This window comes from Paraburkholderia diazotrophica (assembly GCF_900108945.1).
Lineage (GTDB): Bacteria > Pseudomonadota > Gammaproteobacteria > Burkholderiales > Burkholderiaceae > Paraburkholderia > Paraburkholderia diazotrophica.
In genome coordinates this window covers 20,942-35,145 of the sequence record NZ_FNYE01000017.1, presented here as the reverse complement: position 1 = coordinate 35,145, position 14,204 = coordinate 20,942, and the positions used below count along the sequence as shown (strand labels likewise).

14 protein-coding genes are annotated in these 14,204 nt (G+C 63.3%); 8 read left to right on the top strand and 6 right to left on the bottom strand.

What is annotated here, in order from left to right:
• Nucleotides 1-51 precede the first annotated feature (51 nt).
• From BMW76_RS21390 to BMW76_RS21370, 5 genes are all read left to right on the top strand, one after another.
• A complete protein-coding gene (locus tag BMW76_RS21390) occupies nt 52-1,563 on the top strand; it encodes a sugar ABC transporter ATP-binding protein (RefSeq protein ID WP_090868678.1) in 1,512 nt (503 codons plus the stop codon).
• Nucleotides 1,563-2,603, top strand: coding sequence for an ABC transporter permease (locus tag BMW76_RS21385; RefSeq protein WP_090868676.1), 1,041 nt, complete (start codon nt 1,563-1,565; stop codon nt 2,601-2,603). The genes BMW76_RS21390 and BMW76_RS21385 overlap by 1 nt, the downstream gene beginning before the upstream one ends.
• Nucleotides 2,600-3,679 carry a galactofuranose ABC transporter, permease protein YjfF gene (yjfF, locus tag BMW76_RS21380; protein ID WP_245763296.1) on the top strand — a complete coding sequence of 360 codons (1,080 nt, stop codon included), beginning with the start codon at nt 2,600-2,602 and terminating at the stop codon, nt 3,677-3,679. Before BMW76_RS21385 ends, yjfF begins: the two co-directional genes overlap by 4 nt.
• Nucleotides 3,680-3,997: 318 nt before the next feature.
• Nucleotides 3,998-4,246, top strand: a complete 249-nt coding sequence (locus BMW76_RS21375) for a helix-turn-helix domain-containing protein (protein WP_090868674.1) — start codon at nt 3,998-4,000, stop codon at nt 4,244-4,246.
• Between the two features lie 2 nt (nt 4,247-4,248).
• On the top strand, nt 4,249-5,592 hold the full coding sequence (locus BMW76_RS21370) for a type II toxin-antitoxin system HipA family toxin (RefSeq protein WP_090868672.1): 1,344 nt from the start codon (nt 4,249-4,251) through the stop codon (nt 5,590-5,592).
• A gap of 79 nt (nt 5,593-5,671) precedes the next feature.
• On the opposite strand, the gene glcF is transcribed toward BMW76_RS21370, so the two are convergent.
• The 3 genes from glcF to glcD are packed head-to-tail and all read right to left on the bottom strand — an operon-like array spanning nt 5,672 to nt 9,538.
• A complete protein-coding gene (glcF, locus tag BMW76_RS21365) occupies nt 5,672-6,949 on the bottom strand; it encodes a glycolate oxidase subunit GlcF (protein ID WP_090868670.1) in 1,278 nt (425 codons plus the stop codon).
• A 13-nt stretch (nt 6,950-6,962) separates the two neighbouring features.
• A complete protein-coding gene (gene glcE / locus BMW76_RS21360; RefSeq protein WP_090868669.1) occupies nt 6,963-8,039 on the bottom strand; it encodes a glycolate oxidase subunit GlcE in 1,077 nt (358 codons plus the stop codon).
• Entirely contained in the window at nt 8,039-9,538 is a 1,500-nt protein-coding gene (glcD, locus tag BMW76_RS21355) for a glycolate oxidase subunit GlcD (RefSeq protein ID WP_090868667.1), read from the bottom strand. The genes glcE and glcD overlap by 1 nt, the downstream gene beginning before the upstream one ends.
• Before the next feature lie 225 nt (nt 9,539-9,763).
• Between glcD and glcC the strand changes: the two genes are divergently transcribed.
• A complete protein-coding gene (gene glcC / locus BMW76_RS21350) occupies nt 9,764-10,540 on the top strand; it encodes a transcriptional regulator GlcC (protein ID WP_245763306.1) in 777 nt (258 codons plus the stop codon).
• Between the two features lie 85 nt (nt 10,541-10,625).
• On the opposite strand, the gene BMW76_RS21345 is transcribed toward glcC, so the two are convergent.
• The gene (locus BMW76_RS21345; RefSeq protein WP_090868664.1) at nt 10,626-11,261 is read right to left on the bottom strand and encodes a hypothetical protein; all 636 of its coding nucleotides are present in this window, start codon (nt 11,259-11,261) and stop codon (nt 10,626-10,628) included.
• Between the two features lie 273 nt (nt 11,262-11,534).
• The gene (gene phoU, locus BMW76_RS21340; RefSeq protein WP_090868663.1) at nt 11,535-12,242 is read right to left on the bottom strand and encodes a phosphate signaling complex protein PhoU; all 708 of its coding nucleotides are present in this window, start codon (nt 12,240-12,242) and stop codon (nt 11,535-11,537) included.
• 426 nt (nt 12,243-12,668) lie between these two features.
• Between phoU and BMW76_RS21335 the strand changes: the two genes are divergently transcribed.
• Both BMW76_RS21335 and BMW76_RS21330 read left to right on the top strand, forming a co-directional pair.
• Nucleotides 12,669-12,929 (top strand): hypothetical protein, encoded by a 261-nt coding sequence (locus BMW76_RS21335; RefSeq protein ID WP_143062291.1) that lies wholly within the window; start codon nt 12,669-12,671, stop codon nt 12,927-12,929.
• Nucleotides 12,930-12,977: 48 nt separating this feature from the next.
• Nucleotides 12,978-13,175: a hypothetical protein gene (locus BMW76_RS21330; protein ID WP_090868660.1), complete on the top strand. Its 198-nt coding sequence runs from the start codon at nt 12,978-12,980 to the stop codon at nt 13,173-13,175.
• Between the two features lie 91 nt (nt 13,176-13,266).
• Here the strand turns inward: BMW76_RS21330 and BMW76_RS21325 are convergent, their stop codons facing one another.
• Nucleotides 13,267-14,172, bottom strand: a complete 906-nt coding sequence (locus BMW76_RS21325) for a LysR family transcriptional regulator (RefSeq protein ID WP_090868658.1) — start codon at nt 14,170-14,172, stop codon at nt 13,267-13,269.
• Nucleotides 14,173-14,204 lie beyond the last annotated feature (32 nt).

Sequence of the window (14,204 nt, the reverse complement as noted above, 5' to 3'; positions counted from 1 at the left end):
CCGCCTGTTCATGATCATCCTGGCAGGCCGCTTTTCAGGTGCTTAACGGCCATGAATCCAACACCCATCCTCGAAATGTCCGGCATCGACAAGACGTTCCCGGGCGTGAAGGCATTGCAGCAGGTGAATTTCCGGCTCTTTCCCGGCGAGATCCATACGCTGATGGGCCAGAACGGTGCGGGCAAATCGACGCTCATCAACGTGCTGACTGGCGTGCTCGGACACGATCGAGGCGAGATCCGGCTAGGCGGAAAGACCGTGCACTTCGCGGCCCCGCTCGACGCGGAAGCGGCGGGAATCCAGACGATCTATCAGGAAGTGAACCTGTGCCCGAACCTGTCGGTGGCGGAGAACATCTTCGTCGGCCGGCAGCCGATGAAGCACGGTGCGATCGACTGGAAAACCATTCATATACGCGCCCGCAAGGTGCTTGCGGACCTCGATCTTTCCCTCGATGTCACGCGCTCGCTCGACGCCTATCCGATCGCCGTGCAGCAGATGGTCGCGATCGCGCGGGCGGTCTCGGTCGACGCGCGCGTGTTGATTCTCGATGAGCCCACATCGAGCCTCGACGACGGTGAGGTCATGCGACTGTTTTCCGTCTTGCGGCGACTCAAGGCATCGGGGATGGCGATACTGTTCGTCACTCACTTCCTCGAGCAAACCTACGCCGTCTCCGATCGCATTACCGTGATGCGTAACGGCGAGCGCGAGGGCGAGTATCTGGCAAGTGACTTGCCCGTCGAAGTGCTGGTCGCGAAGATGACGGGCCACGAACGGATGAGCGAGCGGCTCAAGGAAGGCGCGTCGGAAGCGGCGCGCGAGGACAATCATATGGAGCCGCTGCTGTCGATGAGCGGCGTAGGCCGGCGCGGGCTGATGAATCCCGTCGATCTCGAAGTACGGCCAGGCGAGATCGTGGGCCTTGCGGGACTGCTCGGCTCGGGGCGTACGGAGACGGCGCGGCTCGTGTTCGGCGCCGAGCGCGCCGACACGGGCTCGATGCAGGTGGACGGCGCGAACGTGAAGCTGACGTCGCCGCATCACGCGGTGCGCCATGGCATCGCGTATTGTCCGGAGGATCGCAAGAAGGAGGGCATCGTCGCCGCGCTGTCGATTCGCGAGAACATCGTTCTTGCACTCCAGGCTCGACGCGGCTGGTGGCGCATGATCAGGCCATCGCGCCAGCGCGAGATTGCGGACGAGTACATCGCACGGCTCGATATCAAGGCACGCGATGCGGAGCAACCCATCGGCCTGCTCTCGGGCGGCAACCAGCAGAAGGTGCTGCTTGCCCGGTGGCTCGCCACCGAACCCAGGCTGTTGATCCTCGATGAACCCACGCGCGGCATCGATGTCGCGGCAAAGTTCGACATCATGGATCGCGTGCTTTCACTGTGCGCGAAAGGTCTGGCGATTCTTTTCATTTCGTCGGAAGTCAGCGAGGTCGTGCGCGTGAGTCACCGGATAGCCGTGCTGCGCGACCGGCGCAAGGTCGCGGAGATCGCCGGCGATGGCGTGTCGGAAGACCAGGTGTATCGGCTCATCGCAGGAGGGCAGTGATGAATCGGATCAGGACATGGTTTCACCATCAGCTGGTCTGGCCTGCGTTGACGCTCGTGTTGCTGTTTGCGCTCGACCTTGCGCATCGGGCCAACTTCCTTTCGATCACGCTGCTCGACGGCCATCTGTTCGGCGCGCCAATCGACATCCTGAACCGCGCGGCGCCGCTCGTGATCGTCTCGCTCGGCATGACGCTCGTCATCGCGACACGCGGCATCGACATCTCGGTCGGCGCCATCGTTGCGATTGCGGGTGCGGCGGCCGCGATCGTTTTGCAGGAGGACTCTTCGCGCGTCGGCGTCGCACTGCTTGCGGCGCTCGGCGTCGGCCTGCTCGCAGGCGTCTGGAACGGTGTGCTCGTCGCATTCGTCGGCATGCAGCCGATCATCGCCACGCTCATCCTGATGGTCGCGGGGCGCGGCGTCGCTCAACTGCTGACAAGTGGACAGATCATCCCCATTGGCGCGCCGGGCTACCTGAAACTCGGCGACGGTTATATCGCGACGGTGCCCTGTTCGGTGTGGATCGCGATAGCCGTGACCGCGATGACGGCGCTGCTCATCCATCGCACGGCACTCGGTCTCTTCATTCGCTCGATAGGCGTGAACCCCGTCGCGACCCGGCTCGTCGGTCTGCGCTCCGGCGCCATCGTGTTTAGCGTCTATGTGTTTTGCGGAGCGATGGCGGCGATTGCGGGAATCATCGCGAGTTCGAACGTGCGCAGCGCGGATGGCAACAATGCGGGCTTGCTGCTCGAACTCGATGCGATCCTGGCGGTGACGCTCGGCGGTACATCGCTGCTCGGCGGACGCTTCAGCCTTGCCGGCACCGTGCTCGGCGCGCTCATCATCCAGACGCTTACCTATACGACGTACTCGATCGGCGTGCCGCCGGAAGCGACGCTGGTCGTCAAAGCCGTCGTCGTGATCGTGGTCAGCATGATCCAGTCAGAAGCAACTCGCCGCTTGCTGGTCAGGCAGATCAGGCGAGTCCTCCCTTCCACGCAGTCGGGTGCAGCCACGGGATCGACGACGTTATGAACAAGCTCATTGGCCGCCTGGCCGACCCTCGTACGCTGCCCATCGTCGTGACGATCCTGTTGTTTGCCGCGCTGTTCGGATTCGGCTCGGTCATGTACACCGGCTTCTTCTCGATGCAGGTGCTCACGGGTCTGTTCGTCGACAATGCGTTTCTTCTGATCGTCGCGATCGGCATGACGTTTGTGATCCTGTCGGGTGGTATCGATCTGTCTGTCGGCGCAGTCGTTGCATTGACGACGGTTCTCTGTGCGATGGGCGCCGAACGGCTGCATTGGCCGATCTGGGTGATCGTGCCGCTCGTACTGGTCTTTGGTGCGCTGTACGGCGCGGCGATGGGCGCGCTGATCCATTTCTTCAGGCTCCAGCCGTTCATCGTGACGCTCGCCGGCATGTTCCTCGCGCGTGGTGCGTGCTTCCTCATTACGACGCAGTCGATCACGATCAACGAACCGACCTTTCACGCGATCGCCAGTTTGAGTGTCCCCATTGGCGGCGGGTCACTCAATGCGGGTGCGCTTATCGCGATTGCCATGCTCGCGTTCTCCGTCTACGTCGCGCACTTCACGCGCTTCGGCCGGAATGTCTATGCGGTCGGAGGCAATGAGCGGTCAGCGCTGTTGATGGGGCTGCCCGTCGCGCGCACGAAGGTGGGCGTGTATGCGCTCAGCGGGCTGTGTTCAGCGCTGGGAGGGGTCGTGTTTACGCTTTACGTGCTATCCGGATACGGGCTCCAGGCGCAGGGCATGGAACTCGACGCGATCGCCGCCACTGTGATTGGCGGCACCTTGTTGACAGGCGGGGTCGGCTATCTGATCGGATCGTTGTTCGGCGTCGGCATACTCGGCACGATCCAGACGTTGATCACGTTCGATGGCACGCTCAGTTCATGGTGGACGCGCATCGTGATCGGCGCATTGTTATGTGTCTTCTGTGTGCTGCAAAGAATCATCGAGCGCCATGCGGCACGACGGCAATCGGGTGGTACGGGTCTGGGCACCAAACCCGATTCGCCGCCGGGCACCCGGCGACCGGACACAGGTGTTCCCGACGAGACAGCCCTTGTCAAGACTGTGTGATCCATTTATGGAGAGCGCACGTGACTGCGCAGAGCACTGCTGATGCGCAGGTCAGATTTATTTGCAGGCAGCCGTACGCATAAGACCCTGGCGCCAGACCACCTTCGTTCGTCTAGCTCCATCACATCAGGCTCGTCGCAGAACAGATTTGTTTGTCTGCCACCTGGACGCCCGCGCGCAAGAGGCGAATCGCGATGACGACGCATTACCTGTAAAACAGTTAATCGTCATTTACCTGTATAACAGTTATCTTGCAATTACCCGTTTTGCGAGTAAAATGCAATTACCTGCCATACAGGTATCCCGTAAGCCGCCTCGATGAAACGCACGCTGATCACTCCACACCAGCTTGGCCTGATCCTTCGCACCGCCCGGCGCGCGAAAGGGCTTTCGCAGGCCCAGGCGGCGTCGCGCATGGGCTTGAGCCAGAGCCGGCTGTCGGCGATGGAACTCCATCCCGACTCGATCACAACCGCGCAGCTTTTCACGCTGCTGGCCATGTACGGCCTCGAACTGGTCGCGCAGACGCGGCCCACGCGCGCAGAGCCGTCGAAGGAGGACTGGTAGTCATGGGCCGGCCGTCTCACGCGCGCGCGCTGTCGGTGTGGACCAACGGGCTGCGGGTCGGCACGTGGCGCATTCCCTCGCGCGGCGACATGGAGCTTCAGTACGATCGCGGCTGGATGACTTCGTCCACGGGACGGCCGCTGTCGCTGTCGCTGCCGTTCGGCATCGACGATGCGCCGTTGCGCGGCGAGCGTGTGCGCAACTACTTCGACAACCTGCTGCCCGACAGCGAGCCGATCCGGCGGCGCCTCGCGACCCGCTTCAGGACGGCCACCACCGACGCCTTCGATCTGCTCGAAGCCATCGGACGCGACTGCGTGGGCGCGGCGCAACTGCTTCCCGAGGACGCGCAGCCGGAAGGGTACGACGGGATCGACGGCACGCCGATGTCGGACGAAGAGATCGAACAGATGCTGGCGCGCACCGTCGCATCGGGCGGTCCGGGCGCGGGCGGCGACCACGACGACTTTCGCATCTCGCTCGCGGGAACGCAGGAAAAGACGGCGTTTCTCCAGCACGACGGAAAGTGGATGCGCCCGCATGGCGCAACGCCTACCACGCACATCTTCAAGCTGCCGCTGGGACTTGTGGGCAACAAGAAGGCGGACTGGACGACGTCCGTCGAAAACGAATGGCTGTGTCTCGCGCTCTTCAGGGCGTTCGGTTTGCCCGTGCCGAACGCAGACATCCTGACTTTCGGCGAGCAGAAGGTGCTGGCCGTCGAGCGCTTCGATCGCCGGCTGCATCCTTCGGGGCAATGGATCTTGCGGCTGCCGCAAGAAGATTTTTGCCAGGTGCTCGGCAAGCCGTCGCATCAGCGGTACGAAGCGGACGGCGGGCCCGGCATGGTCGACATCGCCGCCGTGCTGCGCCAGTCCGAGCGGCCCGACGCCGATCTCGCGACGTTCCTCACCACGCAGATTCTATTCTGGATGCTCGCCGCGCCGGATGGCCACGCGAAGAACTTCAGCGTGCATCTGCTGCCGGGCGGGCGCTACGCGCTCACGCCGCTATACGACATCATGTCGATCTGGCCCGTCGAAGGCGACGCCGGCAATCAGTGGTCCTGGCATAAGGCGAAGCTCGCGATGGCCGTTGCGGGCAAGAACCGGCACTACCTGATGAAGGACATCCAGCGCCGCAACTTCAACGCGATGGCATCGCGCTGCTTCTACGGTCCCGACGCCGAACGGCTGATCGGCAGGCTGATCGAGGCCACGCCCGCCGCCATCGACAAGGTCGCCGCCACGCTGCCCGATGGCTTCCCGGCGCGCGTCGCGGAGCGCATCTTCGGCGGATTGCGCGCTTCGGCCGAGCGGCTTGCCGCGATGTCGCCGGGGATCTGAGCTGCCCGTGCGTTAAGCGCCTCTTAGGCAGGCTCGGCGGCGTGTGCGGCCGCGCAGCATGTTCGCTGAGCGGCGGCTGTCACGCAGGCTCCGTCGCCGCGCTTTCGCGCGTCGAACGCGCATTCGACGCATCGAGCGCTTCCTCCACCAGCTCGATCCAGTGACGCACGCGCGTTCTGCCCGCGCCATCCAGATGCATCTGGCAGCCGATATTCGCCGTCGCGATGATATCGGGCTGTCCGCTTTCGAGCGCGGCCATCTTGTTGTCGCGCAGCTTCTGCGCGAGTTCGGGCTGCGTGATCGAATAGGTGCCCGCCGATCCGCAGCATAGATGCGCGTCGGGCACAGCCGAAAGATCGAAGCCGAGCCGCGTGAGCACGCTTTCCACCGCGCCGCCGAGCTTCTGCGCATGCTGCAGCGTGCAAGGGCAGTGAAACGCGATGCGTGCCGCCACGGCATCGTCGGCGGGCTGCAATGCGTCGAGCGGCTCCGCCGCCAGCACTTCGACGAGATCGCGCGCGAGCGCGCTCACACGCGCGGCCTTCGCGGCGTAGACGGGCTCGTTGCGCAACAGGTGCCCGTATTCCTTCACGAAGGCGCCGCAGCCGCTCGCCGTCTGCACGATCGCTTCGGCGCCGGCTTCGATCGCGGGCCACCATGCGTCGATGTTGCGGCGCGCGCGATCGAGTCCCGCGTCCTGTGCGTTCAGGTGATAGTCGGTCGCGCCGCAGCAGCCCACTTCGCTGATGGGCGTCACGCTGATCCCGAGCCGGTCGAGCACGCGCGCCGCCGCCGCATTGGTGTTCGGCGACAGCGATTGCTGCACGCAGCCTTCGAGCATCAGCACGCGCCGCGCGTGACGCGGCGCCGGGCGCGGCTTCGCCGGCACGGCGGCGTGCTTCGGAATCTTCGCCTGCGCGGTAGCGGGCAAGAGCGGCCGTATGGCGCGCCCCGTCTTGAGCAGCGCATCGAATACGGCGGGTCGCGGAATCACCGCGCGCAGGCCCTTGCGCGTCAACCGTTCGCCGACGGGCCGCTCGACGCGGCGCTCCAGCTCGGCGCGTCCGATGTCGAGCAGCCGGTGATACGTGACGCCCGATGGACACGTCGTTTCGCAATTGCGGCACGTGAGGCAGCGGTCGAGATGCAGTTGCGTCCTGTCGCTGACGGGCTCGCCTTCGAGCAGTTGCTTGATCAGATAGATGCGCCCGCGCGGCCCGTCGAGTTCGTTGCCGAGCAGTTGATAGGTCGGGCACGTCGCATTGCAGAAGCCGCAATGCACGCACGAACGCAAGATGCTTTCCGCTTCTGCGGCGTCGGGCAGCGCTTTCGCGTGAGAGTCGAGATTCGTTTGCATGATTGCGTTCGCTTCAAAGGTCGGCGTACAGGCGGCCGGGGTTCAGCACGCCGCTCGGATCGAGGCGGCGTTTCAGTTGATGCTGATAGCGCAGCAGCGGCGCGGCGAGGGGATGAAACGGCTCGCGCTCCAGCGACGGCGTGAAGCACGTCGCGTGTCCGCCTGCCGCGTGCGCGAGCTGGCGAATGTCGGCGGCTTGCGCGTCGCTCCTGAGCCAGCGCTGCGCGCCCGCCCAGTCGATCAGCACATCGCCGGGCAGCGGCATCAGCGGCGTCGCATTCGGCAGCGACAGACGCCACAGCGGCCTCGTGTCGGTACCGTTGTCGAAAAACGGCAGACGATGATCGCGCAAAGCATCCCAGAACGCGCAGTCGATTTCTGCACCGCCGATCCGGTCCACCGCCGACTTCACCGATCCGCTGCCGCCTTCGAGCCGCACATGCAGCTTGCCGTCGAAATAGCACGCGCCCGTCACGGGCAGCGCGGCCTTGCGCCACGCCGATAATTCCTGCAGCGCTTGCTCAGCGCCGAGCGTGAGCGCGAACGTGCGCCGCTCGCGCGGCTTCGGCAGCACTTTCAGCGACACTTCCGTCAGCACGCCGAGCGAACCGAAACTGCCCGCGAGCAGACGCGACATGTCGTAGCCCGCGACGTTCTTCATCACCTGGCCGCCGAAGCGCAGATGGTCTCCATCGCCCGTGATGACGCGGCAGCCGAGCACGAAGTCGCGCATCGAGCCCGCCCACGGACGGCGCGGCCCAGAAAGCCCGCTCGCAACCGCGCCGCCGATCGTTCCCGTGCTGTTGAAGAGCGGCGGCTCGCAGGGCAGCATCTGGTTCGCGTCGTCGAGCACGGTGTTCAGTTCGGTGAGCGGCGTGCCCGCGCGTGCGGTGATCACGAGTTCCGTCGGGTCATACGCGACGATGCCGCGATGCGTGCGCGTGTCGAGCTCCTCGCCTTGCACATCGCGCCCGAGAAAACGCTTGCTGTCGCTGCCGCGAATGCGCAACGGCGTGTGCTCCGCGATCGCGCGCTGGACCTGTGCGATGAGGCGCGCGCTATCGTCGGTTGAATCGAATTCGCGTCGCATCAGAAACGCTCCAGCTCGGGAAACGGCAGTTTGCCGTGATGAATGTGCATCGCGCCGAATTCGGCGCAGCGATGCAGCGTCGGAATGTTCTTGCCGGGATTGAGCAAGCCGTCGGGATCGAACGCGGCCTTCAGCGAATGGAACAGCGTGAGTTCTTCGCTGCTGAACTGCACGCACATCTGATTGATCTTTTCGCGTCCGACGCCGTGTTCGCCCGTGATGCTGCCGCCCACTTCGACACACAGTTCAAGAATCTTCGCGCCGAGCGTTTCGGCGCGCTCCATTTCACCGGGTGCGTTCGCATCGAACAGGATCAGCGGATGCATGTTGCCGTCGCCCGCATGAAAGACGTTGGCGACGCGCAGACCGTATTCGTTCGACAGCTCCGCGATGCCGCGCAGCACGCGCGCCAGTTCGCGGCGCGGGATCGTGCCGTCCATGCAGTAGTAGTCGGGCGAGATGCGGCCCACGGCAGGGAACGCATTCTTGCGGCCCGCCCAGAAGCGCTGACGCTCGGCTTCATCCTTCGCGATGCGGATGTCGGTGGCGCCCGCTTCGCGCAGCAGCGCGCCGACGCGATCGCAATCTTCCTGCACGTCGGATTCCGCGCCGTCCAGTTCGCACAGCAAGATCGCTTCGGCGTCGACGGGATAGCCCGCGTGAATGAAGTCTTCGGCGGCGCGAATCGAGAGGTTGTCCATCATTTCGAGGCCGCCCGGAATCACGCCCGCGCCGATGATCTGCGCGACGGCATCGCCTGCTTTCTCCACGTCGTCGAAGCTCGCGAGCAGCACCTTCGCGCTCTGCGGCTTGGTCAACAGCTTCACCGTGACTTCCGTGACGATGCCGAGCATGCCTTCGGAGCCCGTCAACAGCGCGAGCAGATCGAAACCCGGCGAGTCGAGCGCTTCGGAGCCGATCGTCAGACGCTCGCCGTCGATGGTCAGCACTTCGAGCTTCAGGATGTTGTGCACCGTCAGGCCGTATTTCAGGCAGTGCACGCCGCCCGCGTTCTCGGCGACATTGCCGCCGATCGAGCACGCGATCTGCGACGACGGATCGGGCGCGTAGTAGAGGCCGTGAATCGCGGCCGCCTGCGAGATCGCGAGATTGCGCACGCCGGGCTGCACGCGCGCGATCGATGCTTCAGGATCGATGTGCAGGATGCGGTTGAAGCGCGCCATCACGAGCAGGATGCCCTTTTCGAGCGGCAGCGCGCCGCCCGACAGACCCGTGCCCGCGCCGCGCGCGATCACGGGCACCTTGCGCGCGGCGGCGAATTTCAACAGCGCTTGCACCTGCGCGATCGAGTCGGGCAGCGCGACCATCATCGGTGTCGTGCGATAGGCAGAGAGGCCGTCGCATTCGAACGGGCGCAGATCTTCCCTGTCGTGCAACAGCTGCATGCCGGGCACGAGGCGTTGAAGCTCGGCGACCAGCGTGGACTTGTCATGCGAGGGAAGCGTGCCGTCGATCCGTTCGTCGTAGGCATAGCTCATCGGGTGTCTCCATGAGCGCGGGGACTGGTTTCCACGCGCCGCTTATCCGTATTGCCGCCGATTGTTCCCGTTTCGCCTTCCGCTGTCGATGGAGGCCGCAAGTGGTCGTACCAGTTTTTTCGCGGCGACAATGCCGTGCCGGAGCCGTGCAATCCGGCCTTGCGATGAAATCGGCGGTATCATGGCGGACACGCGAAACCCGCTTATCAAGTGGTCATACCAGTGATTTCAAGCACGGAAAACGACGTCAACGAGCCCGATCGCAAGATTGCCGATGTGGTCGCCGAGCGCATCGAACGCCTGATCGTGGACGGCGTGTTGAGGTCGGGGCAGGCGCTGCCATCGGAGCGGCGGCTGACGGACAAGCTCGGCGTATCGAGAACCGCGTTGCGCGAAGGGCTCAAGCTGCTGCGCGCGCGGGGCATCATCGAGACGGCGCACGGCAAGGGCTCGTTCGTCGCGAATCTCACTGCGCAGCCGCCGCAATCGCCGCTGATGCACCTGCTCGCGTCGCAACCGCGCACGCTCTACGATCTGTTCGAAGTGCGCGGCATGCTCGAGGCGGAATCGGCGCGGCTCGCCGCATTGCGCGGCACACCTGCCGACTACATGATGATCACGCGGCGCTATGAAGAAATGCTCGCCGCGCACAACGCCGAAACCGATCCGGCGACACATGCGCGACTCGATCACGCGTTTCATCTCGCGATCTGCGAGGCGTCGCACAACCCGGTGCTCGTGCACACGTTGCGGTCGTTGACGGAGCTGCTGCTGAGTTCGGTGTTCGCGTCGGTGAACAATCTTTATCACCGGCAACCGCATCGCAAGCGCATCGACCGGCAGCACGCGCGTCTCTACAACGCGGTGACGGGCAAGCTGCCCGAGCAGGCGTATCGGGCCGCCGCGGATCACATCAACGGCGTGCGCGAAAGCCTGCAGGAAATCGAACAGGAAGAACAGCGGCTGATACGGGCGACGCTCAGGCTAGAAGGGTGGAAGTGAGCCGGGCATGTCGATCGACATGCATGCGCTGTCCGCGTCCTGCGCTTCGAGGCGAGAGCGGGTGCACCGGTGACGGCCGGACGCCTTAGCCTGCCTCGAGGCGGTTGTCCTGATTGGCCGATACATCGCGCTTGCACATCGGGGGCGCGTATCCCGACGGTTCGACCAGCTGGCAAAGACGCTCCAATATGTGTTTTGCCGACGCCGGGCTGTCGATGATGGCATCCACGCCAGGCCAACCTTTAAACGGCGAAGGCGCCGTAGACAGGATCGCGGTGACGCACTGCGGACTGTGCTTTTTGACTCTCTCGATTGCCCGTATCTTGGACGCGATGTGACAGTTCGCGTCAAGGAAGACCAGTTGCGGACGGCTCAAATCCGCTGCTTGTGCCGCGTTGCGACACGCTTCGCAAGTCGATGCAAATCCTCGGACCAGAGACAGAACGAAAATGGACTCCGCAATCGGTTCGGGCGGATCGCGAAGCACGAGCAGACGCCGTCCATCGCCGATGTTCTGGAGCCGGGCCCGCGCTCCATCCGCAACGAGCGAGACGTGGTCGGCCTGCAACTTGAGCAGCGCAATGCGGTAGCGATCCCGCGCTCGCGCAAACTCGACCGAGTCCTCGCCGAATGTATTGCATGCGACGTTCATTGCGTCAAAAGTGAAATTGACCAGTCGCAGCGATGCATCGAATGCCTCGCGTGTACCCATGGCGACCATCCGTGCTCTGTTCGTCCGATTCAAAGCATAGGGCCCGATGAGGACCCGAAAAACGGGTGCCGAGCGAAAAGCAAAATCAATGTCTGCACGGCCGCCATTGTGCGTGAAGTTTCCCAATGAAACAGCCGGATTCGGGAACTCCTTTCAATCTGTACAGTGACGTTCCGAAGGATTTCGGGAAACGGTTCGCGCGCTTGCGTCGGCACTGCAATCGAACGCTCTTACTCCCGCATAGCAATCGAAATGCCGCATGAGCGCGGTTTAATCACCGGCTCAAATCTCAAACGCTTCGCGTTCGAGTTCGTCCAACGGGACGTGACGCACATCGCGGCCTCGAACGGCATAGACGATGAATTCAGCGATATTTTTCGCATGATCGCCTATGCGTTCGAACGCCTTGGCGATGAACAGATAATCCAGCGCGACTGAAATCGTTCCGGGCGCTTCCTGCATCCGCGTGATGAGCTTGCGGACAAGGTCGCGAAATATCTCGTCGACGGCCCTGTCGTCGCGAACGACATGCGCGGCGGCGGCGGCATCCATTCGTGCGAACGCATCGAGTGCCTGATGCAGGACGGACGCGGCCATTGCACCGCATTTTTCGAGTCCGATGACGTGAACCGAAGGCGCGCCGCCCGTCTCGTCAATGCGGCGCGCGCGCTTTGAGATCTTGCGCGCCTCATCGCCGATGCGTTCGAGGTTCGTCACGCATTTCGACATCGCCATCAGCAGGCGCAGGTCGCGTGCGGCGGGTTGTCGACGGGCAATCACGCGATGAATTTCTTCGTCAATGTCGAGTTCGAGCGCATTCACCTGTCGCTCGCTCTCGCGAACCTCGATAACCAGCGCCGGATCGTATGTGTTCAGCAGTTCGAGGCAGCGAGCAATCTGCCGTTCGACAAGGCCGCCCATCGTCAGGAGATCAGTCGAAAGCATGTCGAGCGCAGCATCGAACTGACTGGAAAGATGCTTGTCGGGCATGGTGAACTCCTTTGCTTTAAAGCTCTGCGACGAATACGGACAAGTCGAAATGGACGTCGTGCTGCCCGTCTGTCAAGAGCGCTTGAAAACTATATATACCGTTTTATGTCCACGATGCAAGCGGCCAGAAATAGCTGATGAATAACGACAACAGACCCTCTTGCAAACGGACCAGTACCCGCAATCCGTAAAAAGTACATCGTTATTCAAGGCAGAGGAAATAATTGCGCTGAACCTTTTCGCAGTTGACGAAGATATTGACGGCCGCGACCGACCGGGCGTCCGCACCTGAGCGCACTGGCATGTCCGTAAAGTACGAGATACGGACAGAGGCGGCTACTTAACATCTATATCCGAGGCCACATAAAATCAAATGTCCCCGATGACGGCGCGCCGAGGCAAAAAATGTCGAATGGCACTGAAAACATGCGGCTTTTCTACCGGCAGGGCGAGATCGATTTTCAGCTGGAACTGTCACGAGGCGCCTCGTGCATCGCCAGCTGTGAGAGCGAGGCGAGCTTGCGCGATCAGGTGGAAGAGACGGTGCACTGTTTCCTGCAGATTCACGGCCCCAGCCGCTTTGCCGAATTTCGCGGCAGTCTGGCCAACAAGCTGATCGCGCGTGGCCGGCGCGACGCGGCGCTGTTCGTCGCGTCTTACCCATTGCCTCCGCAGGCGATGAGCTAGTCGTTTCTATAGCGGCAAAAAAATTAACCGATATGACGGAGACACGACATGCTGAGTCCTCATGAGTTCGCCACCCTGATGCTGGTGAAGTCCGCTCCCGACCAGATCGAGCTTGACCGTGCGGAACTGGATCAACTGCTCGAACAACAGCTTGTCGCACTCGAAGAGATTGCGGGCGGCGTTCGGCGTCCGCGCCTGACCATCCACGGCGATTCCCTGCTGCAGGCCATCTCAAGAAAAGAGTGACACGCACGCGCTGCACTCAAACTTCCAGTCTTTCCAAACGCAGCAGCAAATAGCGCGGCCGCTTCGCAATGCACACGCGAAGCAGCCGCGTTCATTCGTCGATCATCGCCGGAATCTCCTCGACGAGCGCATCGATCGCGCAACGCGTTTTAGAAGGCATATACCGGGTTCGCGGCCAAACGACGTTGATCTCCTGTGGCGGCAGGCTGCAACGTCCCTTGACCAGCACCAGTTCTCCCGTCTTCGCGTATCGCGTGAGCAGCCAGGACGGAATGCGCGCAAGCCCGAAACCCGCAACGGCCGCGGACGCGATCGCCTGCACGTCGTCCATGCTCAGCTGCGGGCGAATCTTCACGCGTTTCACCTGACCTGAGTCGTCGCGCAGATCCCACGGTACCAGCGCGCCGGCGCGCGCATAGACGACGCCGTCGCGTCCGTCCATGTCGTCGAGCGAAACGGGTATGCCGTGTTGCGCGAGATACGACGGCGCCGCGCCGATGCTCGTGTATTGCACGCCGAGCCGCCGTGCCGCGAGACTCGCACTGTCGCGCAGTTCGCCGATTCGCACGGCGAGATCGAAGCCTTCTTCGACGAGATCGACCATGCGATCAGTGAACGACATGTCGATCTGCAACTTCGGATGCCGGCGCGCGAGATTCATCAAAACAGGCGCGACGCACAGTTGGCCGAACGCGAGCGGCAGACTGACGCGCAGTCGTCCACGCGGCGCACGACGGCCGCCTTCGAGCTCGGCCTCGGCGGCCTCGAGTTCCGCGAGCGCGCGCACGCAGCGCTCGTAGTACGCCTGGCCGTCTTCGGTGAGGCTCTGGCTGCGCGTCGTGCGATGAATCAGCCGCGCGCCAAGCCGCATTTCCAGCCGCGCGATCACCTTGCCCACGGCCGAGCGCGTCAGGTTCAACCGTTCGGCCGCCAGCGCGAAACTGCCCGCATCGACGACCTGCACGAAGGTCGCCACGCCATCGAGACGATCAGTCATCACGCCCCCTCATTGGTTCCGTAATGGACGCA

Bases quoted from the DNA above. Each gene is read 5' to 3' on its own strand.
- BMW76_RS21390 (WP_090868678.1), top strand. From the start codon at position 52: ATGAATCCAACACCCATCCTCGAAATGTCCGGCATCGACAAGACGTTC.
- BMW76_RS21385 (WP_090868676.1), top strand. From the start codon at position 1,563: ATGAATCGGATCAGGACATGGTTTCACCATCAGCTGGTCTGGCCTGCG.
- yjfF (WP_245763296.1), top strand. From the start codon at position 2,600: ATGAACAAGCTCATTGGCCGCCTGGCCGACCCTCGTACGCTGCCCATC.
- BMW76_RS21375 (WP_090868674.1), top strand. From the start codon at position 3,998: ATGAAACGCACGCTGATCACTCCACACCAGCTTGGCCTGATCCTTCGC.
- BMW76_RS21370 (WP_090868672.1), top strand. From the start codon at position 4,249: ATGGGCCGGCCGTCTCACGCGCGCGCGCTGTCGGTGTGGACCAACGGG.
- glcF (WP_090868670.1), bottom strand. From the start codon at position 6,949: ATGCAAACGAATCTCGACTCTCACGCGAAAGCGCTGCCCGACGCCGCA.
- glcE (WP_090868669.1), bottom strand. From the start codon at position 8,039: ATGCGACGCGAATTCGATTCAACCGACGATAGCGCGCGCCTCATCGCA.
- glcD (WP_090868667.1), bottom strand. From the start codon at position 9,538: ATGAGCTATGCCTACGACGAACGGATCGACGGCACGCTTCCCTCGCAT.
- BMW76_RS21345 (WP_090868664.1), bottom strand. From the start codon at position 11,261: ATGGTCGCCATGGGTACACGCGAGGCATTCGATGCATCGCTGCGACTG.
- phoU (WP_090868663.1), bottom strand. From the start codon at position 12,242: ATGCCCGACAAGCATCTTTCCAGTCAGTTCGATGCTGCGCTCGACATG.
- BMW76_RS21335 (WP_143062291.1), top strand. From the start codon at position 12,669: ATGCGGCTTTTCTACCGGCAGGGCGAGATCGATTTTCAGCTGGAACTG.
- BMW76_RS21330 (WP_090868660.1), top strand. From the start codon at position 12,978: ATGCTGAGTCCTCATGAGTTCGCCACCCTGATGCTGGTGAAGTCCGCT.
- BMW76_RS21325 (WP_090868658.1), bottom strand. From the start codon at position 14,172: ATGACTGATCGTCTCGATGGCGTGGCGACCTTCGTGCAGGTCGTCGAT.